The 23,733-nt window shown below is 37.8% G+C and carries 22 protein-coding genes; 13 read left to right on the forward strand and 9 right to left on the reverse strand.

What is annotated here, in order from left to right:
• The first annotated feature begins 25 nt into the window (after positions 1-25).
• Complete coding sequence (locus ACFSKV_RS12825) at positions 26-565, forward strand: GNAT family N-acetyltransferase (protein ID WP_380803371.1); 540 nt, start codon at positions 26-28, stop codon at positions 563-565.
• Between the two features lie 29 nt (positions 566-594).
• Here the strand turns inward: ACFSKV_RS12825 and ACFSKV_RS12830 are convergent, their stop codons facing one another.
• The 4 genes from ACFSKV_RS12830 to ACFSKV_RS12845 all read right to left on the reverse strand — a co-directional run bounded on the left by ACFSKV_RS12830 (position 595) and on the right by ACFSKV_RS12845 (position 2,707).
• Positions 595-1,098, reverse strand: a complete 504-nt coding sequence (locus tag ACFSKV_RS12830) for a hypothetical protein (protein ID WP_380803373.1) — start codon at positions 1,096-1,098, stop codon at positions 595-597.
• A gap of 102 nt (positions 1,099-1,200) precedes the next feature.
• Positions 1,201-1,557, reverse strand: coding sequence for a hypothetical protein (locus ACFSKV_RS12835; RefSeq protein WP_380803375.1), 357 nt, complete (start codon positions 1,555-1,557; stop codon positions 1,201-1,203).
• 81 nt (positions 1,558-1,638) lie between these two features.
• Positions 1,639-1,839, reverse strand: coding sequence for a hypothetical protein (locus ACFSKV_RS12840; protein WP_380803377.1), 201 nt, complete (start codon positions 1,837-1,839; stop codon positions 1,639-1,641).
• A gap of 160 nt (positions 1,840-1,999) precedes the next feature.
• Positions 2,000-2,707 (reverse strand): TVP38/TMEM64 family protein, encoded by a 708-nt coding sequence (locus ACFSKV_RS12845; RefSeq protein ID WP_380803379.1) that lies wholly within the window; start codon positions 2,705-2,707, stop codon positions 2,000-2,002.
• 55 nt (positions 2,708-2,762) lie between these two features.
• Between ACFSKV_RS12845 and ACFSKV_RS12850 the strand changes: the two genes are divergently transcribed.
• The 4 genes from ACFSKV_RS12850 to ACFSKV_RS12865 are packed head-to-tail and all read left to right on the forward strand — an operon-like array spanning position 2,763 to position 6,717.
• Complete coding sequence (locus ACFSKV_RS12850) at positions 2,763-3,917, forward strand: trans-sulfuration enzyme family protein (RefSeq protein WP_380804013.1); 1,155 nt, start codon at positions 2,763-2,765, stop codon at positions 3,915-3,917.
• A gap of 4 nt (positions 3,918-3,921) precedes the next feature.
• On the forward strand, positions 3,922-4,635 hold the full coding sequence (locus ACFSKV_RS12855; protein WP_380803381.1) for a glycosyltransferase family 2 protein: 714 nt from the start codon (positions 3,922-3,924) through the stop codon (positions 4,633-4,635).
• A 57-nt stretch (positions 4,636-4,692) separates the two neighbouring features.
• Positions 4,693-5,820 (forward strand): Gfo/Idh/MocA family protein, encoded by a 1,128-nt coding sequence (locus ACFSKV_RS12860; RefSeq protein ID WP_380803383.1) that lies wholly within the window; start codon positions 4,693-4,695, stop codon positions 5,818-5,820.
• A 6-nt stretch (positions 5,821-5,826) separates the two neighbouring features.
• On the forward strand, positions 5,827-6,717 hold the full coding sequence (locus ACFSKV_RS12865; protein ID WP_380803385.1) for a hypothetical protein: 891 nt from the start codon (positions 5,827-5,829) through the stop codon (positions 6,715-6,717).
• On the opposite strand, the gene hemA is transcribed toward ACFSKV_RS12865, so the two are convergent.
• Positions 6,714-7,991, reverse strand: a complete 1,278-nt coding sequence (gene hemA / locus ACFSKV_RS12870) for a glutamyl-tRNA reductase (RefSeq protein WP_380803387.1) — start codon at positions 7,989-7,991, stop codon at positions 6,714-6,716. The two genes, ACFSKV_RS12865 and hemA, sit on opposite strands and share 4 nt — an antisense overlap.
• Positions 7,992-8,214: 223 nt before the next feature.
• On the opposite strand from hemA, the gene ACFSKV_RS12875 reads away from it, so the two are divergent.
• The 8 genes from ACFSKV_RS12875 to ACFSKV_RS12910 all read left to right on the forward strand — a co-directional run bounded on the left by ACFSKV_RS12875 (position 8,215) and on the right by ACFSKV_RS12910 (position 15,949).
• A complete protein-coding gene (locus tag ACFSKV_RS12875) occupies positions 8,215-8,910 on the forward strand; it encodes a ComEA family DNA-binding protein (RefSeq protein ID WP_380803389.1) in 696 nt (231 codons plus the stop codon).
• A 48-nt stretch (positions 8,911-8,958) separates the two neighbouring features.
• Positions 8,959-9,441, forward strand: coding sequence for a type I restriction enzyme HsdR N-terminal domain-containing protein (locus ACFSKV_RS12880; RefSeq protein WP_380803391.1), 483 nt, complete (start codon positions 8,959-8,961; stop codon positions 9,439-9,441).
• A 64-nt stretch (positions 9,442-9,505) separates the two neighbouring features.
• Positions 9,506-10,219 (forward strand): Crp/Fnr family transcriptional regulator, encoded by a 714-nt coding sequence (locus ACFSKV_RS12885; protein ID WP_380803394.1) that lies wholly within the window; start codon positions 9,506-9,508, stop codon positions 10,217-10,219.
• 100 nt (positions 10,220-10,319) lie between these two features.
• Complete coding sequence (locus ACFSKV_RS12890; protein WP_380803396.1) at positions 10,320-10,814, forward strand: rhodanese-like domain-containing protein; 495 nt, start codon at positions 10,320-10,322, stop codon at positions 10,812-10,814.
• Positions 10,815-10,832: 18 nt separating this feature from the next.
• The gene (locus ACFSKV_RS12895; RefSeq protein WP_380803399.1) at positions 10,833-11,591 is read left to right on the forward strand and encodes a DUF547 domain-containing protein; all 759 of its coding nucleotides are present in this window, start codon (positions 10,833-10,835) and stop codon (positions 11,589-11,591) included.
• Entirely contained in the window at positions 11,584-12,942 is a 1,359-nt protein-coding gene (locus tag ACFSKV_RS12900) for an NAD(P)/FAD-dependent oxidoreductase (protein WP_380803401.1), read from the forward strand. Before ACFSKV_RS12895 ends, ACFSKV_RS12900 begins: the two co-directional genes overlap by 8 nt.
• Positions 12,939-14,483: a 4Fe-4S binding protein gene (locus ACFSKV_RS12905; protein ID WP_380803403.1), complete on the forward strand. Its 1,545-nt coding sequence runs from the start codon at positions 12,939-12,941 to the stop codon at positions 14,481-14,483. The genes ACFSKV_RS12900 and ACFSKV_RS12905 overlap by 4 nt, the downstream gene beginning before the upstream one ends.
• Positions 14,483-15,949 (forward strand): cellulose synthase family protein, encoded by a 1,467-nt coding sequence (locus tag ACFSKV_RS12910; RefSeq protein ID WP_380803405.1) that lies wholly within the window; start codon positions 14,483-14,485, stop codon positions 15,947-15,949. The genes ACFSKV_RS12905 and ACFSKV_RS12910 overlap by 1 nt, the downstream gene beginning before the upstream one ends.
• 18 nt (positions 15,950-15,967) lie before the next feature.
• On the opposite strand, the gene ACFSKV_RS12915 is transcribed toward ACFSKV_RS12910, so the two are convergent.
• Genes ACFSKV_RS12915 through ACFSKV_RS12930 form a run of 4 tightly spaced genes read right to left on the reverse strand, consistent with a single transcriptional unit; the run spans position 15,968 to position 23,723 of the window.
• Positions 15,968-16,801 carry a hypothetical protein gene (locus ACFSKV_RS12915; protein ID WP_380803407.1) on the reverse strand — a complete coding sequence of 278 codons (834 nt, stop codon included), beginning with the start codon at positions 16,799-16,801 and terminating at the stop codon, positions 15,968-15,970.
• Between the two features lie 3 nt (positions 16,802-16,804).
• Positions 16,805-17,755: a Smr/MutS family protein gene (locus ACFSKV_RS12920; RefSeq protein ID WP_380803410.1), complete on the reverse strand. Its 951-nt coding sequence runs from the start codon at positions 17,753-17,755 to the stop codon at positions 16,805-16,807.
• Positions 17,752-19,053, reverse strand: coding sequence for a cryptochrome/photolyase family protein (locus ACFSKV_RS12925; protein WP_380803412.1), 1,302 nt, complete (start codon positions 19,051-19,053; stop codon positions 17,752-17,754). Before ACFSKV_RS12925 ends, ACFSKV_RS12920 begins: the two co-directional genes overlap by 4 nt.
• Positions 19,054-19,103: 50 nt before the next feature.
• The gene (locus ACFSKV_RS12930) at positions 19,104-23,723 is read right to left on the reverse strand and encodes a translocation/assembly module TamB domain-containing protein (protein WP_380803415.1); all 4,620 of its coding nucleotides are present in this window, start codon (positions 23,721-23,723) and stop codon (positions 19,104-19,106) included.
• Positions 23,724-23,733: the final 10 nt, after the last annotated feature.

Raw genomic sequence — 23,733 nt, forward strand, 5'->3', positions numbered from 1 at the left:
ACCCGGAAATATAAATTCAAGCAGCATGGATATAGGGTTTCCTATTCAGACAGAAAGAATGATTATAAGGGAGTTAACCTTGAGAGATGCTGATTTTATTTTTCAATTGCTGAATACCCCCGGTTGGCTGAAATATATTGGTGATAGAGGAATCAATTCCATTGAAGATGCAAAAAACTACCTATTAGAAGGTCCGTTGAAGAGTTATAGCAAAAATGGTTTTGGCCTATACTTAGTTCTTATGAGGAATGGATTACAAAAGCTTGGGATTGCAGGTTTATTAAAAAGAGAATATCTTCCCTTTCCGGATATTGGATTTGCTTTTTTGCCTGAATTTGAAGGGAAAGGGTTTGCTTTTGAATGTTCTAAGGCCATTTTGGGATATTCAAAAGTAAAACTGGGATTGGATAAAATACAAGCTATAGTCCTTCCCAAAAACAACAGATCCATTCGGCTTTTGGAAAAACTGGGGATGGAAGATCAAGGGTTATTTCTTTTTCCTGGCCAAAATGATCAATTAAGGCTATTTCAGATTGACTTAGAGAAAAATGCGCCCCAGACTTGAAGGATTTATTTCTATCTGGGGCGCTTTATTTATTTTCCTTTTTTCTGCATACTTTGTTTAATCAGGTCCTTCCATTTAGCTGCCAAGGGGCCTTCTCCTTGATGGTCAGAAAAAAGATCTCCATCGTAAAATTCCAAAATTGTCTCCTTTTGATTGGAGTTTTGGACATTTAATTTAAGTCCAATAAAATTGGTGATTTCCTTTCGGATATTACCAGTTTTTATTTCTTCATGTCTTTGAATTTGGGTAATGCTATCATAATTTCTCAAATCAAATACCTGTGGTAGAGATTCTTGTTCAAATTTTATATAAACCAACATTTTATGATCAGAATCCAAACCAATGGCATAATAATCTCTCCAAAAATCTTTCACATCACATGTCAATCCAAGTGTTTTTTCGGTTTCATTGAAAAGGTTTTTTTGATATGAGGCTTTTTTAGACTGTTTTCTTTTATAAATATAAAGGGGCGCGATAAATCCAATCACAAGGAGTATGGAAACTCCCAATGACACAGGTTCAATGTCAAACATATGTTTTTATTTAATGGGTGAAAATTAGAATGTTGTAGAGTCAAAGAAGCAAAGTGATAACTTTGACTTGACAATTAAAAAGAAAGGCCGGGGCCTGGAATATTACCAAAAATGATGGAATGGATAAAGAAGGGATAGGACATCAAAAAAAATGGTAGGATTTTTCAACCAGGATGTATTTTTCAGATCGAAAATAACTTCCAAAGCCAAGCGAGCTGACAGTAAGGCGGAAAAATCAAATTGATAATCTGATTGGTTGGATTTTGTTACCCCGAAGTGGTCAATCTGTAAATTTAAGCCATGTTCTAAATAGAAATTATGGTCAACAGGAATAAGCTGGGAAAATTCAGATGCAGGCGAATTTTGCTTGTTTGCAGATACAAAAGGATAAAATATTCCCGAAATGCCAAAGGCCAACAGTAACAAGATTGAGATATACTGTTTCAGGGAATGTATCACTGATTTTGGGATTGGTGTTTTATGGGATAAAAAAGGAATAACCCGCCAATTTGACGGGTTATTTTTTTGTCTTTTTCAAAATTAATTCCCGGAATTCTCGGTTGAGTCTTCAACCACCTCTTCAACTTCCTCGACTTCCTCTAATTGGGGAACTTCTTCAACTGGAGTTTCCTCAACAGCTGTTTCAACTTCTTCAGAAGTAACTTCTTCTGTAGTTTTGGATCCGCAGGAAGCCAATAGGGCAGTTGCGGCAATCATCATTGCAAAGATGCTTTTTTTCATGATTTTTGATAAGTTTAATGTCTCATGGACAATACATCTATCCATAAAATCTGTGCCAATTTTTTAAAAAATAGGCAGTAAATAAAAATATTTTTTAAGAATATGTTAATGGTAAATCATTTTAGCTTTGACTAATTAAAAATTGTCTTTTGATTTCCTTTTACGGTTTTTTTGATTTAAAAAACCGAAAGATTCCCCATATACTTATCAACAAAAAACATAAGAAAATCCAACCTTTTCCTGAAATTCCCTCTGCCTTGACAGCGGAATAAAGATCAGAAACCAAAGTACCAGAAAAAAACACCAAAGTTGTCCTGGGCAACATACCCAAGGTTCCAAACAGGATAAGTTTTTTCCACCCGGAATTTAATAAGGCAAAGAACAAGTTGGATAAGGCAAAAGGTATAACCGGGCTTAATCTCACAAAAAATATCAATTCACCAAGATTTTCTTTTTTCTCATCGAGAAGTTTTTCCACTCTTGGGTATTTTATCAGTAAAAAATCCAAGCTTTTCCCACTTAGGCCTTTTCCCCAGGCATACCCCAAAAGGGTGGCTAAGGAATATCCCAAAACCAACCAAGGGAATGCTTTCCATCCCAAAAGGAACCCGGTTAATCCGGCTATTAAGGTGGTGGGCATGATGGCCAATCCCATTAACAAGATAGAAATTGTCAGGGCGGCAATGGGTGCTGATGGAATGGAAAAATCCAGACTGGAAATCCATTTGGATTGATGTAAAGTCCAAGGGACTATTATCAAACTTCCCAGTGAAGGCATCAGACTAACCCAGAGAAAGGCGAAGGCAATCTTTGGATTATTCCTTCCTGATTCCCTGAATTCCTTGAAAATACTTAGCTTTTTTTCCATCTTTGGGCTGCTTAATCGCAAAGGAAAGCAATTTATACAGAATAGAACCCATAAAATTGAGATTATGAAATTTGGAACCAAGGCCATACATGCGGGATTAACACCCGATCCATCAACTGGTGCCATTATGACACCTATTTTTCAGACTTCAACATATGTTCAAAAATCTCCAGGAGATCATTTGGGTTATGAATATTCCCGGACCCATAATCCTACACGAACAGCACTTCAGAATAACTTGGCAGCACTTGAAAACGGGAAATATGGCTTGTGTTTTTCTTCAGGTCTTGGTGCCATAGATGCCATCATCAAATTATTGAATCCAGGAGATGAGGTGATCAGTACCAATGACCTTTATGGAGGTTCGTACAGGATTTTCACAAAAGTATTTGAGCGCTATGGGATCAAATTCCATTTCATTTCCATGGAGGATCCGAAATCCATTGATTCTTATGTAAATAAGAATACCAAATTGATATGGGCGGAAACACCTACCAACCCTATGATGAATATCATTGATATCGAGGAAATCGGGAGAGTGGCTAAGAAGCATCAATTGCTCTTTGCGGTAGACAATACTTTTGCGACTCCGTTTCTTCAGAATCCTTTGGATTTGGGGGCAGACATTGTCATGCACTCTGTGACCAAATACCTGGGAGGTCATTCAGATGTGGTAATGGGTGCTCTTATTGTCAATGATGGCCAACTGGCGGAAAAACTGGCATTTATTCAAAACGCCTGTGGGGCTACCCCAGGTCCTCAGGATTGTTTCCTGGTTTTGAGGGGTATAAAGACCCTTCACTTAAGGATGGAAAGGCATTGTCAAAATGGCAGAGAAATTGCCCATTTCCTTAAAACTCATCCCAAAGTAGATAAGGTGTATTGGCCGGGTTTTGTTGACCATCCTAACCATGGCATTGCCAAAAAGCAAATGAGGGATTTTGGGGGTATGATTTCATTTGTTATTAAAGGCAATAAGGTGGAGGATGCGAAGATTGTGCTGGAAAACTTACATTATTTTTCTTTGGCGGAATCCCTTGGTGGGGTGGAATCCTTATGTGGCCATCCGGCAACTATGACCCATGCCAGTATTCCAAAGGAAGAAAGGGAAAAAGTGGGTTTGGTTGATTCGCTGATTAGGTTGAGCGTAGGGATTGAGGATGTGGAAGACCTAAAAGCAGACTTGGAGGCTGCCTTGTCAAAGGTTTAATTGTATGTCTGAAAGTACTTTGCCAAGACTCAATGAAGTTGTCATCGATGTATTGATTCCTGCATATAATGAAGAAAATTCCATTGGAAAAGTGATAGACGATATTCCTAGGTTTGTTAGGAATATCGTGGTGGTAAACAACAATTCCACTGACAATACCGCATCTGTTGCTAAGGATGCAGGGGCAATTGTTTTGCATGAACCCAAGATGGGCTATGGAAAGACATGCCTGACAGGGATGGCTTATTTGGCCTCACTTTCAAGACCTCCGGATATTCTGGTTTTTTTGGATGGGGATTATAGTGATTATCCTGAGCAGATGGCAGAAGTAATCCAACCTATCATCGAAAAGGATTATGATATGGTAATCGGTTCCCGCGCCAAAGGGAATCGTCAAAGAGGTTCTATGACCCTACCTCAGGTATTTGGCAACTGGCTGGCTACAACTTTGATGAAGTGGATTTATAGTACAGACTATTCTGATTTGGGCCCATTTAGGGCGATAAAATGGGAGAAGTTGATGGCTTTGGGGATGGTTGACCAAAATTATGGCTGGACCATAGAGATGCAGATCAAAGCGGCTAAATTGGGTCTAAAAACCATTGAAGTACCAGTAGATTACAGGAAAAGAATCGGGGTATCAAAAGTAAGTGGCACGGTCAAAGGTGTTTTTGGCGCGGGATATAAAATACTTTGGACAATCTGGAAGTACCGATAAGAAGGTTTTTCACCATGTTTTTCTTATTTTTATAAGAATACACTAAACCTCAGGGATATGCCCAATACCTTCCGATTGTTTTTTATCAGCTTCCTATTTCTTTTAATACAACAATCCATATTTGCCCAGCAGCTTGATGACAAACCTGTACGTTTTGTGATGGTGGGTCTGAGTCATGGACATTCCCATTGGATATTTCAAAAGCAGTTTCAAGGGGATTTTGAATTGGCAGGCGTTTATGAGTCGGATAGCCAATTAGTTGATCAGTTTAAGAAAACATATAGACTCAAAGATGACTTATTTTTCTCAGACTTAGACCGAATGCTGGATGAGGTTCAGCCGGAAGGAGCCTTGGCCTTTGGCCCAATTTCAGAACACCTAAATGTAGTTCGTTCCTGTGCTCCGAGGGGAATCCATGTTATGGTGGAAAAGCCATTGGCTTTTGATGTATCCCATGCAAGGGAAATGGAAACCCTGGCCAAAACGCATAAAATTCACCTATTAACCAATTATGAAACTTCATGGTATCCGACCACAGATGCGATCCTCCGGTTTTTTTCTGAACCCAAAGATGATTTGGGACCTATAAGAAAGGCTGTTTTCCATCATGGACATAGAGGACCGAAAGAAATCGGAGTTGGCCCTGAATTTTTGACATGGCTGACCGATCCGGATAAAAACGGGGCAGGGGCCTTGATAGATTTTGGATGTTATGGTGCCAATATTATGACCGCTTTGATAAAAGGGGAAAGGCCTGTTTCTATAATGGCTTTGGCACAAACCCATAAACCGGATATATACCCGCTAGTGGATGATGAAGCAAGCATATTGATTGAGTACAAAGACGCCCAGGCCATTATTCAGGCTTCCTGGAATTGGCCATTTGACCGGAAAGACATGGAAGTATATGGGGCAAATGGATATTGTATTGCTTTGGACCGTGAGAAATTAAAGGCCAGATTCAAAGGACAGGCTACTGAGGAACTTAATTTGATATATGCAAAGGATACTGGCACCATTGCCAATCCATTTGAATATTTTGTAGATGTGATCAGAGGAGATCTCAAAATCGGGGAATATGGTCTGTACTCATTGGAAAATAATCTTTTGGTAGTGGAGATATTGTCTGCGGCTATGGAATCTGCAAAAACAGGAAAAAGGATTTATTTGACTGGGAAGAATTAAGGAAGTATGAAAAGCAATTTGATAATCATTTCTTTGGTAGTTTTTGGAATAACCGGTTGTGGTAGACCTGAAAGAGAAAATATTGATTTTGTAGAATGGGGAAAATATTGGTTTCAGGGAAAAGCTGAAATCAGCAGCTTTGACCTCATACAATACCGGTATGGTGAAGCTAGGGAAGGTGAGGCAGTAATGATATTTGTCACAGAGGATTTTTCCAGAAAAAATCAGGTAAAATTGGATGAACCCGAAAAAGCAGGTAGGGACAAAATAAGTGTGCTAAAACTCAATCAAACGAGGGATTTTGTAACAGGGATTTATCCCTATCATATGATGTTGTCCGTATTCACCCCGACCAAGGAAGAAGGTCTTGGAATAAAATTTACCGCAAGTTCCCAAGAGTGGTGTGGACAGACCTTTACTCAAATGAACAGAAAAGGAGAAGAAACCTATACAGGTAAACTTTTTTCTTATTTTGAACAAGAAGGGGATCAGAGCTTTTCTGTGGAAGGAATTATGGAAGATGATCTTTGGAATCTAATCCGGATCAATCCCTCAGAAATCCCAACAGGAAATGTTAAAATGTTGCCTTCTCTCTTATATCAAAGGTTGAGCCACAGGGAATTTAAAACCGAACCTGCATTTATCAAATTGGAAAAGATGAGCGAAAGCCGAAGTCAGTTGGAATTAACGTATAGCTCCGGAATAAGGACTTTGAAGATTTTGTATGAAAACGCTTTTCCCTATCAGATTCTGGAATGGGAAGAAATCCAAAACAGACCTAATGGGGAAAAGGAAATAACACATGCCAAGCGCAAGGCAATAAAAATTATTGACTATTGGAAAAGGAATAAGTTAGAAGATGAATTTTTAAGAAGGGAACTTAAACTTACTTATTAAGCGTCAAGCTTTTTATCGCTGACTTTTTCTAGATCAAAAAGATCAGTAATGATATCAATGAGTTTGTCTGCATCATCCCTTTGACAGGCAGCGCGTAATTGGACTACAGGAACCTTCAGGATTTTTTGCATCATGCTTTTAGTGATCCTGTCGATCATTGCAATCTGAGATTCATCCGCATTTTTTAAAAATCTCGACATTTCCTCCTGACGGATCTGTTCGAGCGCGTTTTTCAGTTTATTGATGGTAGGAGATACCATCATTTCCTTTTTCCAATTATAAAAATCATCGATGCTTTCAGTTATAATTTTTTCAACCTGAGGAATGGAAGCCAATCTTTTTTCCAAGGTTTCTGTAGCCTTGCTTCTGATATTGTCTACATTATAAAGCAAAACTCCAGGTACATCCTCTATGGTAGTTTCAATACTTCTGGGAACAGACAGGTCCACAAAAAGTTTGTAGCTGGGGATTTCCATAGATTTAACCAGCGCTTTGGTAATGAAGGGTTCTGATTTCAAGATAGAAGAAACTACCACATCAGAATTTTTCATTGCCTCAAAGCATTCCTCAAAGGGAATCACTTCAAAACCCAGTTCATCAGCAAGTGCTTTGGCCCTTTCAAATGTCCTGTTGGTAATGGTGACTTTTGCCTCCGGGATATGGACCATATTTTTAGCTACATCTTCACCAATTTCACCAACGCCGATCAGAAGCACTCTTGGTTGATAGGTATTGGAAGTAAGTTCCTCTATAAGTTCAACTGCAGCATAGGAAACAGAAGCCGCGCCATCCCTGAAAGCGGTTTCCTGAACAACACGTTTGTTTGTATAAAAAATAGTATGCATGAGCCTGTGCAAGAAAGGCCCAGCCATATTGAGGTCCGCGGAAGCCTGATAGGCCCGTTTAACCTGATTTGCTATTTGCATGTCCCCTACTACCTGGGCTTCCAGACCTACGGAAACTTTGAATAAATGCTCAATGGCTTTTCTGTCATCATTAAGGCAATCAAAATATTCCAAGTAATCTATGACATTATCAATGCCTTTCTCAAGACCTATCAGTTTGATGATTTCGGTATTGATATCAAGTTCATGGGAATAATAAACTTCTGTACGGTTACAGGTGGAAAGAATCAAAGTATCAGAAATGCTAAAAAAATCTCTCAGTTTAACCAGTAGAGAATGGATAGACCCTTCGTCCAATGCAATAACTTCCCGAATTTCTACGGGGGCATTTTTATAAGATAGACTGATGGCTCTAAACTGATTTTGCATTCCTTGTACTTTAATATGCAAATTTAATTCACTTTGGGTGGCAAAAGAAAATTTTATGAACCGAAAGAATAATTTAAATTCGGTCTAAATAAAAGAATCTCTCGCTTTTAATCCGGATGCAATATTCGGAAAAGTTGGATTTATTTTCCAATTGTATTAATTTAAAGATCATAGATGAAATCTATGAGGTGCTTTTTTATTGTTGAATGTAATCTTAATTTTTATGAAATCCAGACTTTTCTATTTTCTTAAATCCTATTTTGGCTTTACGCGCAGAGAATCCAGGGGTTTTATTTTAGTTGTTCCTTCATTAATTCTCCTTTATGCTGCCCCTTCTGTTTATGGGTTGATGATAAAGAAAAAAAGCGATAAGCAGTTTGACTTGTATATGGAAAGGGTGGATAGTTTGATTCAGGCTGGGTTTACTCCCTTTGACAAAAAATCCCCCATTCAAGTTCATTTCGGAAATCTAGATTCAACAAAAAGAAAAAGTAGTTTTCAACCTGTGAAGAAATCTGAATTGAATACCCTGGATTTCAATGAAGCAGATTCCATCGTTTTGCAGATTGTTCCGGGCATAGGGGCTACTATGGCAGGACGTATTATAAAATTTAGGGACAACATAGGAGGAATTTACGAAAAGGATCAATTATTGGAGGTTTATGGCATGACGCCGGAAGTATTGGATAGGGTTTTTGAATATTTTGTCTTCAAACCGGGAGTAATCCGAAAACTTTCTATCAATGACTCTGATATATCTGCTCTTGCAAAACATCCCTATATCAGCTATGGAGCTGCAAAAGTAATCGTGGCTTATAGGGAACAGCACGGCAATTATACCAAGGCAGAAGATTTGCTTAAGATCAAGATCTTCAATCAGGAGTGGGTTTCCAGGCTTGAGCCTTATCTGGAATTTTGATTATTTGAATCTTACAAAGATTCAAATAAAAGCTTTCATATTTGCACCATGACAGCAAATCGATATGCGTTTTTACAGGAAAAGCTGAATTTTCCAGAACTCAATTTTAAAATTGTGGAAGAGGAAGGGAAATTGAGCATATTTGATTCCCTGAGAAAAAAATATCTGATTTTGACTCCGGAAGAATGGGTCAGGCAGCATATGATAGCATTTTTGATTCAATTTCGGGATTATCCTAAAAGTCTTTTTTCTCTGGAGAAGGGAGTCCAATACAATCAACTCCAAAAAAGATTCGATATTTTAATAAGGAATAGGAAGGGTAATCCTTTTTTGTTAATGGAGTGCAAAGCCCCAAATGTATTGCTCTCCCAAAAAACGGTAGAACAGATTTGTGTCTACAATAAGAGTTTAAATGCCCAATTTTTAGGGATCACCAATGGGATTAAACACCTATTTTTGGCATTTGATAAAAAAACAGGTAACTATGTGCAAATTGCGGATATTCCTAAATTTAATTGTATAAATAAGTGACATATGTCATGTTTTTGATTAAATTTAAGGATTAAGTTAGTGAACTTTATTACAACCAGTCTTTATGAAAGTGCAGCAGAAAAATACTCCCTGTGAATTATGCATGAGTAGGAAATTTTCATTGTTTGCCAATGTATCCGATCAGCACTTGTGCCAATTATCAGAAAGTAAAAATTTTATTACCCATAAAAAAGGACAGATTTTGTTTTATGAAGGTACTAAACCTCTAGGGGTTTTCTGTATCAGTGATGGTGTGGTAAAAGTGTACAAAACCGCTTCCAATGGAAAGGAGCAAATTATCAGATTAGCAAAAAAAGGGGATTTTTTGGGTTATGCTTCATTATTGGGTGAGGAATCATATTCCAATTCCGCCACCATTGTAGAGGATGCCAATATTTGTTTTGTACCGAGGGAATCTTTTTTAAAGGTTTTGGCTGAGGATACCGAATTCCATAGGAGAGTTACAAAAGCCCTTTGTCATGACCTGGGAATTATGGAAAGTAAATTGACAGACGCGACCCAAAAATCTATCCGTGAGAGGTTGGCTTTTACCTTATTGAAGTTGAGTGAAACCTATGGAATAGATGGCAATGAAGGTGATAAAATAGATATTGTTCTTACCAGAGAAGAAATTGCAGGTTTGGTGGGAACTGCCACAGAGACTGTCATCAGATTGCTTTCCGAGTTCAAAAAAGATGAACTAATAGATTATCAAGGTAAAAAAATTATCGTGCTGGATAAAAAAGGACTGGCCAGGCTCTCAGATTTCTATGGGTAGACTAAATAGTCCAAGGAATTACCCTATGCCTTTAAAGTAATATTGATACTTTAAAGGTATTTTTTTGCAATCAATTTTGAAAAGTTGGTGTTAATAAACCATGAGAATAAAATACCCAATCCTTCTTGTCTTCCTGTTTTCATTTTTCAGTCAAGGCATTTTGGCCCAAAGTGTGGCATACAAAACCTTATTAAAAGGTTTTTATGACAAGGACTTTCCTTTAGTATACCCGGATCAGGATGAAATTTTGCAAAAAGCCGTCTTATTGGATACCCGAGAAATTGAGGAATACAGGGTTAGTCATTTGGATGGAGCAATGTGGGTTGGATATGAGGATTTCTCATTGGAGAGAGTCAAAGATATTTCTAAAGACCAACCGGTTGTCGTTTATTGTTCCATAGGTGCCAGAAGTCAGGATATAGGGAAAAAGCTTAAAGATGCGGGATTTAAGGAAGTGTACAACCTTTATGGAGGCATTTTTCATTGGGTAAATGAAGAAAAGCCGGTTTATTCCAATAATTTACCTACAAAAAGGATACATGCTTACAGTAAATCCTGGGGTATTTGGTTGAACAAAGGAGAAAAGGTGTATTAAAATGAATGTGATTGAATTATGAAAACCTTATTTGTTTTATTGATCTCCCTTCTTTTCAATCATTCCTGTGGCTATTCTGAACTAGGACAATCCAACTCTAGGCCACCTTCCCATCAAATATTTGATGAATTATTGAAAAAGTATGTAAATCCCGAAGGTTTGGTCAACTATAAGGGATTTATTCAGGACAAAGCCAAATTGGAAAAATACCTGGATCTGTTAAGTAACAATGCCCCTGATCGAAGAAACTGGACAAAAGAAGAGCAGTTGGCTTATTGGATCAATGCGTATAATGCTTTTACCATCAAGCTAATCGTCGATAATTACCCGGTTAATAGTATAAAGGATTTGGATCCAAAGGTGAGTATTCCATTGGTCAATACCGTTTGGCACATCAAATTTTTTAAAATAGGAGGAAAGGATGCTTCTCTTGATGAATTAGAACATAAGATTTTGAGGAAGGAATTTGACGAACCCAGAATTCATTTTGCCATCAATTGTGCCTCCTTTTCCTGCCCAAAATTATTGAATGAGGCGTTTCTCTCTGAGGATATTGATTCTCAATTGGATAAGGTGGCTAAAAGTTTTATTAATGACCCTTTACGAAATAAAATAACATCCGATAAGGTTGAGATATCTCAGATTTTTTCATGGTTCAAGGGTGATTTTACCAAAAATGGAAGTTTAATTGACTATCTTAACAAGTATTCCTTGGTAAAGATTAGTCAAAATGCCAAAATATCACACCTCACTTACGATTGGTCACTGAATGAGTAAACCGGATAAAAAAATAGTCATCATTGGGAATGGGATTTCAGGAATTACCTGTGCCAGAAATATCAGAAAAGGGGATGATCTGGCTGAGATATTGGTGATTTCGGGGGAAACGGATCACTTCTTTTCCCGGACAGCCCTGATGTATATCTATATGGGGCATATGAGATATGAACATACCAAGCCCTATGAAGACTGGTTTTGGGATAAAAACAGGATAAACCTCTTGAAAGCCTGGATAGAAATAGTTGATTTTGACAATAAGTTGCTTTTTTGTCATGATGGGAATAAAATTAATTATGATATTCTCATTTTGGCAACAGGTTCCAGACCAAATAAACTGGGTTTGACAGGGCAGGAATTACATGGGGTTCAGGGACTTTATTCCATTCAGGATCTTGAGTTGATGGAGGAAAATACCCAAGATATTCAAAAAGCTGTAGTTGTTGGAGGAGGGCTGATAGGAATTGAAATGGCCGAGATGCTGGCAAGCAGGAAAATTCCGGTTACATTTTTGGTCAGGGAGAAAAACTTTTGGGATAATGTACTTCCTTTGGAAGAGGCTGAATTGGTCAACAGACATATCAGGGAACATCATATCGATCTTAGATTGGAAACCGAACTCGAGGAAATTATTGGGGATGAGGAAAATAGGGTTAAAGGGATAAGGACAAATAAAGGAGAAACTATAAATTGTGAGTTTGTGGGTTTGACTGTGGGAGTAAGTCCCAATATTTCCTTTCTAAGAGATACCAAGTTGGATACCAACAGGGGGATTTTAGTGGATCAATATTTCAAAACAAATATTTCAGATGTTTATGCAATCGGTGACTGTGCCGAATTTAAGGAAATTCCTGGCCCAGGAAGGAAAAATATTGAGCAGGTTTGGTATACAGGAAGAATGCACGGAGAAACCTTGGCCCATAACCTGACTTCTTCAAACCCAAAACCTTATCGACCGGGTATTTGGTTTAATTCTGCCAAATTTTTTGATATTGAATACCAGACCTATGGATGGGTTCCTCCTGTCTGGGATTCAAAATTCAGTTGTTTCTACTGGGAGGATAGTTATGGAAAGGTCTGTTTGCGGCTTATCTACGAAAGCGAAACAGGCAAAATCACAGGGGTAAATGCCTTTGGAATGAGGTTACGTCATGAGTTCTTCGATCAGGTAATTTCAGAAGGATGGAAATTTGAAAAGGTGCTTGAAAATTTAGAACAAGCTAATTTTAATCCAGAATTTTATAAACCGTATTTTAAAGATGTTCTGGAAAAGTACAACAAGGAGACCGGGCGTAATATTCTATTCAAAAAAGTCCCATTCTTTAAGAGATTAACCGGAATGCGCACATGAAAAAGTTTCAAATCTTAGGGCTTGCTGTTTTTATTATTGGTCTTCTGATCTTTAGTTATATACCATTTTTGGGGACCTACTATTTAGAAGAAGAAATGGTCGAGCAAAAAGTCAAACCTGAGCACAAAGAGGCCATGTTAAGGATTTTGAGACCTATGTTTGACAAGCAGTATGAATCAAATTTCGGATTCATCAATGATTTCAAAGCCTATTTGCGTGAGTACAATGATGATCTGAAAGCCAAACAGGAATGGGATCTTGTCATTTGGGATAATTATGCCTTTACTTTGACCAAAACTGCAAGTCAAGGGGATGTAAATGAAGTTCCGATGCTATTCCTCTCAGGATCAATTTTACTGGCAGTCATTGGGGCATTGATCTATATCTTACCCTTATATAAGGATGTACCAGAAGGCATCAAAAACAATGGAATTTATTTTTCTTCCATGAAATCAAGGGGTTTATTGGGAATCCTGACAGGAGGATATCTCATTTTATTCTATGTGATTCTTTATTGGTTTCCGGAATATATGACAAACCTGGTCATAATGGTGGATCCTTTGAGTAGGGCGATTTCAGGGAATGAAGCCAGCCAATGGTTTCTTTATGGCTTGATCTACACCTTGGCCATATTGGTTATGGGGATCAGAATGTTCCGAAAGTATAAGGGGAATGCTTATCAGACTTTAAGGACAGGTTCAGTAATGTTTTTCCAATTGGCTTTTGCATTCCTTTTACCTGAAATATTGGTCTTACTAAATATGCCATGGCATGACTTTAAGAATATTTGGCCTTTGGATTATTCATTTTTTTATGATTATAGGATTGACGGAATGCTCAATTCAGGTGCATTGGGTATGTTTATGCTGGTATGGGGGATTATTTTGATTGTTTTGGGTGTACCGATCCTGACTTATTTATATGGTAAAAGATGGTATTGTTCATGGGTCTGTGGTTGTGGAGGTCTGGCTGAGACTTTAGGGGACCCTTATAGACAGCTATCGGACAAGTCATTAAAGGCATGGAAAATTGAGAGGTATATGATCCATGGTGTTTTGGTATTTGCAGTTCTCATGACTATTGTAACCATTGCAAATTATTTTATGCAATTCAGCCTTTTGGGACAGGCCACCAATCAGCTGCATTCCATCTATGGGTTTTTGATAGGCTCGGCCTTTGCTGGTGTTATAGGGACCGGGTTTTACCCATTAATGGGTAACCGGGTATGGTGCAGGTTTGGATGCCCATTGGCAGCCTATCTCGGTCTTGTTCAAAGATTTAAATCCAGGTTCCGGATCACAACTAACGGTGGGCAATGTATTTCCTGTGGCAACTGTTCCACCTATTGCGAAATGGGGATTGATGTGCGTTGGTATGCCCAACGTGGGCAAAATATTGTCAGGTCTTCCTGTGTGGGTTGTGGTATTTGTTCTGCAGTTTGCCCAAGGGGAGTTTTAAAACTTGAAAATGGGGATGAAGAAGGTAGGATCAATGAAATGCCCATAATTATTGGGAATAAGTCAGTAATTGTAAAATCCTAATGGTACTGATCTATTTCTTTTTGTTAGTTTATGTGGTAGGCATGCTCTTTATTCTGGTTTATAGCATTGCCCAGGCGGATTTATTGTTTCATTTTTTGAAGAGCCATAAAAAAATCGAGAAAGTGGGTGCGCCTGTTTGGGATAATCTTCCCATGGTTACGGTTCAACTGCCAATTTACAATGAGAAGTATGTAGTGGAGAGATTGATTGATTCGGTTGCCAAATTCCAATACCCAAAAGATAAACTGGAAATCCAGATTCTTGATGACAGTACAGATGAGACCTCTTCTATCATTAAAAATCATATTCTCCTATATCCTGGAATAAACTTTCAATATATCCATAGGAATATAAGGACAGGATTTAAATCAGGGGCACTACGGGAGGGCCTAGAGAAAGCAAAAGGGGACTTTATTGCCATTTTTGATGCAGACTTTGTACCAGATCCCCAATTTATTTTAAATACGGTTGGACATTTCAAAAATGAAAAAATTGGAATGGTTCAAAGCAGATGGACGCATCTTAATGAGGATTTCTCAATCCTAACCAGGTTACAGGCATTTGCCTTGGACGCCCATTTTATGGTTGAACAAATCGGGAGAAATGCTCAGCATGCATTTATCAATTTTAATGGAACCGGTGGTATTTGGAGAAAAAGCTGCATTATTGATGCTGGAAATTGGCATGACGATACCCTTACGGAAGATTTGGACTTAAGTTATAGAGCCCAGAGGAAAGGTTGGGAATTCATTTACAGGCCGGATATTGAATCACCTGCTGAGCTCCCACCGGTGATGTCCGCTATCAAATCACAGCAATTTCGATGGACCAAAGGGGGGGCAGAATGTGCAGTTAAACATTTGGGGGATGTACTTAGCCAAAAATTGTCATTCAGGAAGAAATTTCATGCCTCTGCTCATTTACTTAATGCAGTGATTTTTATTGCGGTTTTGATGGTCAGTCTTGCCAGTATACCGGTTTGGTGGGGCTTTTACTTAGGGCTGCTTCCGCAATTCTATTTCCAATATGCAACTTTTTTCTTTTTGGGATTTATTATCATTGCCTTGGTTTATTTCTTTGCCAATTGGAGTCTAGGAAAATATTCTTGGAAGGTTTTGGGGAAATTTTTATGGGAATTGCCTTTGTTTCTTGCAGTTTCAATGGGACTAGCGCTTCATAATGCTCAAGCTGTTTGGGAAGGTTTGTCTGGGAAAAAATCTCCTTTTATCAGGACACCTAAATATAACCTTCAGGCAAAAGAGTCATGGAAAAAAAATATTTATAACCAGGTCAAAGTCCCTATCACTACCTACTTGGAAAGTGGAATGGCTTTGATTTTTTTTGCCATGTCCATTCTTTCTGTTATTTCAGGTACATTTGAAATGTTTCTATTTCACCTAATGTTGACTGTGGGTTATACTATAGTCAGTTTGGCCTCCTATAAAAGTTATAAACCTGTCAAGTAACTATAAAATAAGGGAAATTTACTCCAAAATTCTTTGGAATAATTCTTTAGTCAATTTTTCAACTTGTTTAGTATGGGTCTTCTTATTTGTTTGAAGTGAGGAAAGTAGATCTAAATATTTCTTCGGGACATCAGGCTTATCAGCGAGATAACCCATGAGATGCTGAATGAATAAATGGTTTTCATACCAAAGGTGTAGTGCCTTCTGTAACTCACTCATCCGCTCATGGACCTCCTGAACAAAAATAGGGTTAAAGCCAGATTCGATTCTCAGATTTTCCAGAGCAGTGATCACACGAATACCTTCATAAATATCTTTAAGGGCTTTACTATCAAGTTTCCCGTAATTCTCCACGTTGAAAAACTCCAGTTCTTCATTGATGATCTGTGTGGTAGCGGTATTGATCATTAATGGTTTTAATCCTTTACTATAATTGAAAGCTTCTTGGTGTAGATCTTCCCAGATTCTGAGCGGAGCCGAAACAATGAGGTCATAAACCTCATTATAAAGTTTCAGTTTTTCATTTTCCAAAGCTTTTTTGTAGGAGTTGAAAACTATGTTTTCTTTGAATTTCAAAGCTTCAATCTGATTCATAATCATTTTGATATGCTTTGTTTTTTTTAGGCCTTTGAAAATTTTCTTAAAAGGAGAGAATAGACGGAATTTTAGATCACTTTCTTTGAAGTGAATTCTTGAAAGCAAGTCAATGTAAATCTCCAGAAAAATAAGCCTGCTCTCAAGTTCAATGGCTTTCTTCCCTCTATACTGCTTACTGAGGGAATTAAAAGCAGCCTTCGCTCCTTCAAAATGCTGTTGAAAAAGCCCGAAAATCGGGGATGTTTTACCTTGCATTGCCTAAGAAATTCTGACCAATGTAGCGCCGTATCCAAAACGGCTTTTCTGTGTGTCCTGAAAATACTTAATATTTCCCAAATGACTGAGATACTTCTGGATTTCTTTTTTTAGAACGCCATTTCCGATCCCATGAATGAAGGTGATCTCATCCATCCCTGAAGCGATGGCATAATTAAGATTTTTTTCAAAAGTTTCCATTTGCAGTTTCAGCATTTCAGAATTGCTCATAAAGGGATAGTCCTTGGTCAATTTTTCAATATGTAGGTCGATCTCTTTGGGGGGTCTTTCAAATTGGGGAACTGATTGCGGTTTCCCGGCATTCAATTCTTCATTAAGCTGTTTAATATCAATATCCCGTATATTTTCTGATAATTTGAAGACATAGCCGTTTTTCTCCAAAATAGGAACAAGCCCTTTACTCTTGAAAAAGACTGACGCTTTGAATTTCAGCTTTCTTTCAAATGATTTTTCAGTTTTTTCTATTTTTTTATGGATGGGGAAAAATTGAACCAACATGACCGGCCATTCTTCGAAGTTTTGAATGGATTTCTCGCCGATTTTTTTGCTGCTTTTGGCATTCAATCGTTCAGCAAGGAGGGTTTGGCTATTTTCTCCATATACTTCCGATACCATTACCAAATAATCACGCTCAGAATTGTTGCATAAATATATGCTGTGGTCTTTATCGTTTAAAGGAATATAAGCAATAAATACCGATTTAATATCCCCTTTACCGGTAGCAGGAAGGGATGTAAAAGGAGATTTTTCCGCCTCAATTCCTTCGCCAAAATATTGCTTCTCACTCGATGAAATCACCACTACTTCATTTTTCATCGCTGGAATTCTGAATCCATTCTCAATTTCAACTTCTACTCTTCCACCTGGAGAAATTTTGGCTATCACTCCTTCTTCATTGCCGTGCAATAAACGGACCCTATCACCTATATTCATGAATTTAATGCTTTTTTATATGTTTCAATTGCCCTCTCTCTGGCAAATTTATGATCCACCATGGGTTTTGGATAGGCTAATGTACTATATTCAGGAACCCATTTTTTAATGTATTTTAATTCTTTGTCAAATTTTTCAGTTTGGGAATCAGGATTAAATACTCTAAAGTAGGGTTGGGCATCTGTTCCCGTACCAGCTGCCCATTGCCAGCCTCCATTATTGGATGCCAGTTCGTAATCCAATAATTTTTTTGCAAAATATGCTTCCCCCCATCTCCAATCAATAAGGAGGTGTTTGGTCAGGAAGCTGGCTACAATCATTCTGACCCTGTTGTGCATAAATCCCGTTGCATTTAATTCCCTCATCCCCGCATCCACAATGGGATAACCGGTTTGACCCTCACACCATTTCTTGAAATCCTCTTCATTATTTCTCCAAGGAATATGGTCATATTGGGGTTTGAATGCTTTATCTACCACCTGTGGATTATGGTAGAGGATCATCATGTAAAATTCTCTCCAGATCAATTCATTCAGATATGTTTCATTGAGCTTATAGGCTTCCAAAGCAAGTTTACGGACACTAATGGTTCCAAATCGAAGGTGAATCCCTAATCTTGTTGTTCCTTTTATGGAAGGAAAATTCCTGACTTGGTCATATTTTTGAATTAGAGGCCTGTCAATTTGAAGGGGAGGTATTTCAATGTCACTTTTTTGAAATCCCATTTCTTCTAAAGATGGAATTTCGATATGGGCCATCCGAAGAAATTGGTTTCTTTTTTTATCCAAACTTAGCATTTGGATCTTGGTGTTTTTGAATTTCTCCAGCCAGTTTTTACTGTATGGCGTAAAGACTTTGTAAAATTCTCCACTTCCATTGACGATTTCATCTTTTTCAAAAATCACTTGGTCTTTGAAATCCAAAAATTGGATATTTCTCTCTTGGAGTAATTTTCGTACCATCTCATCCCTTTCTCTAGCATAAGGCTCATAATCTCTATTGGTGTATACTGTTTGGATATCATATTCATCCAAAAGGGTTTGCCATATTTCAATTGGATTTCCATATTTAACCATTAAAGAACTTCCATATGATGTCAATTCTTCACTTAACCTGCAGATTTGAGAATGAATAAATGAGACTCTTGCATCCTTTTTATCTTCAAGTTTATCCAAAATATTCCTATCAAAAATAAATAAGGGAAGAATATTCTTCTCTTGATTATTGGCATAATAGAGACCGGTATTATCATCCAATCTTAGATCCCTTCTAAACCAGAAAATGCTGACTTTTTCCATATTTATTGTATAGTTTACAGCAATAGAAAGAGGTCAGACGTGAAAAAGTTTTAATCTTCATCCTCTTTTCTGTAATTTTTTAAAGGTTGGTCAATCAAATAATCCAAAGGGCTGACTCTATTATCCAGGTTTTCCAGCGGAATGGGCTGCCATCTATTTTGTTCTTCAAATTCATAGCGCAAAAAGTCATCAGTATCATTTAACCTTAATTTTTCATTTTCTTTCTTCTTTATTTTAGCCCATAGTTCAGCAAAGGAATTAAATGATAGGTTTTGTGAAACGCTCACCCCGTATGTTGCCACATTCCTTGTCAGGGAAAGGGAGGTGAAGGTATTGAAATTATTTCGGTTGTATACCCTCATTCTATATCTTCCGTCATCGGTGATCAAGTATTCAGCGTGCCATTCTCCTGCAATGCTACTGAGGTCGGCATTACCCTGTTGGTCGGTGAAACCTCCGTCGCGGGAAACCCGCAACCTACCATCCAAAAAGGTATAAGCAACTCTCAATTGGAATGTCTCAAGGGTATTTTGGTCCAAGTTTGCCAGATCTATGTCTACTTCAAGGTTTTGGTCCACCTGGGCAATGAAACTGTTCAGTTGGGAGGAAAGTAATTGGCTTAAATTCGAGGTGGCAATATTGCTTACCCCGCTAAACTGACCTTCGGGTGAAAGTGAGCGCATCATGATAACCGAGAAAACCTGCCTGTTTTTCTCTTGCTCATCATTGGCAATCCTGTTTTGGAAAGCTGAAATATAGGTTTGCACAGTCCCTTCGGTTGGAAATTCTGAAAAATCGAAATTAAAGGCGATATCGGGAGAAAGAAGGTTGCCTTTCAGGTCCATGATTACTTTTAATGGGAATCTTCTTCTCATTTGGGGGTCTTCTATAGCCCCGGCACGTAGGTTTTGAAGGTTTTGCAAGGAAACACTTTCCTGATAAGATGCCCGGATATTCATAATCCCTTCATAGGGATCTCCGTACCAGGAAATTCTTCCTCCAGGCTGTATGTTGAACTCTTTTCTGATGACATTATAGAGTGAGAAATTATATTTTGCTTCTGTGATTTCATAATTGCCCAGCATGGAGAAGTTTCCCTGGGTATCAATTAACAAATTCAACACCCCTCTTCCTCTACCTTGTATGTTTTCACCCGTCCTCGGGTCAACCTGAATTTCAACATAAGCATCGGGTGTTACATCAAGGTTGAAATTCATTCTCACATTATTGATGGCTAGTTTTTCTACGGTTTCTTCAAAGCTGACCACTTTGGTGGTATCTCTTACATTTATGATATTGATGAATTCTGCCTGTGCCTGTACATTGCTTGATCCGATGGGGATAAAAATTCTGGTATTTGGCCGCGAAGTTGCATTGGCGGTAATATCCAGGTTATTAGCGGCTCCAAAAATATTCAGAGATCCTGTTGCGTAAGCTGTCCCATAGAAAGACTCATTGTCTCTTATAGTAGTATTCAAAACCTGGAAATTTTCAAGCCCTGTGGTGATATCCAAAATGAAATCATTGAAATAGTCATGTGAAATTCCTCCTCTCATTCTTGCCCGATTACCATTGACATCTCTCAAGGTCAATTCTCTGAAACTGATTTCATCAGGATCGAAAATTAAATTACCATCGATGGTATAAAAAGTATTAAGGTAATTGATTAATACAGTTCCTTCTGTAACTTTTCCTGAACCCACAACAACCGGGTAGGTAAGGGAGCCTTCAATAATTAAATCACCTGAGACTGTCCCCCCCATTTTGGTGAGGTAATTGGACAGAAAGGGCTCCAAAATGGATAAATCCGCATCATTTAATTTGGCTTTTAAAGCTAGTTCCTCATCATCGCTTCCTAAATATCCACCCAGTGAAATTACATTTTTCCCTTCCCGTATATTGTTCATTTCCAGATTGATGTGACGATCAGTAAAATATGTTGCTGCTTCAATATCTCCGATCAGAAAGTTATTGATGTACATATCATCTATATTCAGTTGCCCATTGATACCAAGCATCTGATAAAAATTGTTCAATCCAAATTGTCCATTTGCATAACCCTGAAATTCTTTTGTGCTTAATGTGTTGAAAAAATCAAGGTTTACTTTATGGATTTGAAGACTAAGCACATCTTCTGGATTAGGAGAAATGGTTCCGGATAAGGCAATGAACTGATCCTCATTAAAAAGTTTGATATTATCAAAGAGAAAATTTTTGTTTGAAATATAAATCAGGTTTTCGGGATCGAATTTCCAAGTTTTTTCAAGTATTTTCAATTCAGAGGGTTCAAAAACTATAGTGGTGTGGTCAGGGTAAATCGTGATTTCGTTTTTCACCCTTACATAACTTCCTGTTTCAAGCTGGTCTTGCCTGTAGGTAAAATCAATATTGGATTCGTCCCATATTGCCTCCATGGCCAAATTGTTGAAGGTTAAGCCTGAATTTAAAACCTGTTTTTTTGAAAATATGTAAAAGGATGCCAAAACATCATCATTGGCGGTAAGTTTGGAGGTGTTAAAATCAAGATTGGTATCGAAAAGAAAATTCCCATTATAGTAAATAGAGTCGATACTGGAGAAAAAGTTCAATATAGTGTTGTCCGGGGTCTGGTAAAATGCCCCTTCGATTATCGTATTTTTTGAAATGGAAGCCCTTGGTTCAAAGAGGTTAATGATTGGATTGATGTCAATAAAATTCAGATTGATATCAATATTGTAAGGTTCGGGTTTTAAATCAATTAATAGGGATTTTGGTTTTTCTGAGTTGGTTAGGATGGCCAGATACTCTTTGCTGAGATTTTCAACATCATCCAATAACTGTTGTACTTTAAATTTTCCCGAAATTCCAGCGACCAATAAATCTGAATTCAGGGAAATCAACCTGAAATCATCTGTAAAAAGAGATTGAAAAAAGAAGTTGTCTATATAGAGGTTTCTCCCCTCATAGCTTAAGTTTATTTCACTGAACCTGGCTATACCTTCTATATCATCCAGAGTAACACCTTTGGTATCCAGGTCAATTTTACCGCTGATGAAAGTTTCTTTTTCCATCAGACCAATATCCTGAAGATAGGCCGTGTCAATTTCAACATTGAGGCGAATAGAATCTTTTCCATCACGAACATCTAAAACGCCAATTGCCTTTCCTTTAAGGTTGGGGTCATTTACCGTAATTTTTCCACGGAACAAATCCTTACCATAGGTAGCATCTGTTTGTATGTTGGTGTAATTGTAGCCATTAACGCCTGCACTTTGGATGTTGGCATCAATTTCCAGTAAGGCAGACTGTAATGTAAGTCCATTTCCTTTGATGCTCCCAGTCATCGTTACTTTTTGGAACCTTTGTGGATCTTCAAGCAACACCCCAATATCTAAATTATTGAGTTCTAATTTTCCAGAAAAGGTGGGCTCCCCTTTGTCAAATTTATAATTCAACCTTCCGATGATATTACCAATACCGGTCCTAAAGTTGCCATTGGCCGTAAAAAAATGAAGGTAACCTGAAAAATCAGTATCAAATCGTATATCCTTGAATTTGTTGATTTCTCTTCTTGCCTCTTCCGATATATAAGGTGAAAGATCATTGCTGTTGAGGGCTGAATTCATCAAAGACATTTGGAAAAATGTTTCATCGAGATTGGGAAGTCCATCAATCTTAAACTTACCGAATAGAGCGCTCCTTTTGCCGAACCTTATTAATAATTGGTCTGAAGAAAAATCCGATACTTTTCCTTCTATTTCCCCACTAAGAGATATTCGGTCTTCAATATTCGGTAATTGGTCAGAAAAATACCTTAAATCCTGAATATCCAGGATTGATTCATCCAATCTGGCTAAAATCCGAACTTCTTCATTGAAATTGGATAAAGCTTGGGTGGAATCGAAATCAAAGCGCAGGTAATTTTTTATTTCTGTCTTATTGGATCGCAAAAATAGGTCGTCAAACTCCATATAGGTGGGAGAAAAAGTGAAGTCCGTTTTAAGTTGTTGAAAGGCCATTCCCGAAGTGGATTCCAAACCTCTTAGGTAATTGATTTTCATGCCGATCTCCGGACCTTTGGTATAAAAAGCATCTACATCCGCAATAAGGCCTCTGAATTTCAAATTATTGTAATCAAACCCTGAGTTTACTGGCTCAGCCTGATAATTCAGAATGTCCAGTGATGTCTCTTTAAAATAAATATTGTTAATGCTGAATTTGCCCCTTGGTTTGCTGGGGTCCCTTGTTCCCGGGATCAGGTCGTTAAATCGGTCAAAGAACTCAACTATATTTAAATTGCCTTCTTTCTTGTGGAAAATCAATCTTACATTTCCCTTTTCCATTTTGATTTGGTCCAATGCAGGATTGGATTTATCAAAAAGTCCATTTATAGAAAAATCAATATAAACTTCCTCTAAATCAACCATTAAACTATCCTGGGGATCATAGATAACAACGTCCTTAAGGCTAATGGCATCCCACCATCGGATACGGACTTTGGAAATGCTGGTATCAAAACCCGTATTTCTTGAAATATAATTGGTAAGTCCTTTGGTAAAGAAAGTCTGAGCAACCGGAATCTGCAGGAGGATTGCAATTAAAAGTAATCCAAAGATAAGGAAGAGAAATAGCCTAAAGAATACTCTTAAGGCTTTCAACAATTTTTCCGTAACTTTGGGGTTCTTTTTCAAGGAATAACAG

The organism is Shivajiella indica (assembly GCF_042683085.1).
GTDB classification, from domain to species: Bacteria; Bacteroidota; Bacteroidia; order Cytophagales; family Cyclobacteriaceae; genus Shivajiella; species Shivajiella indica.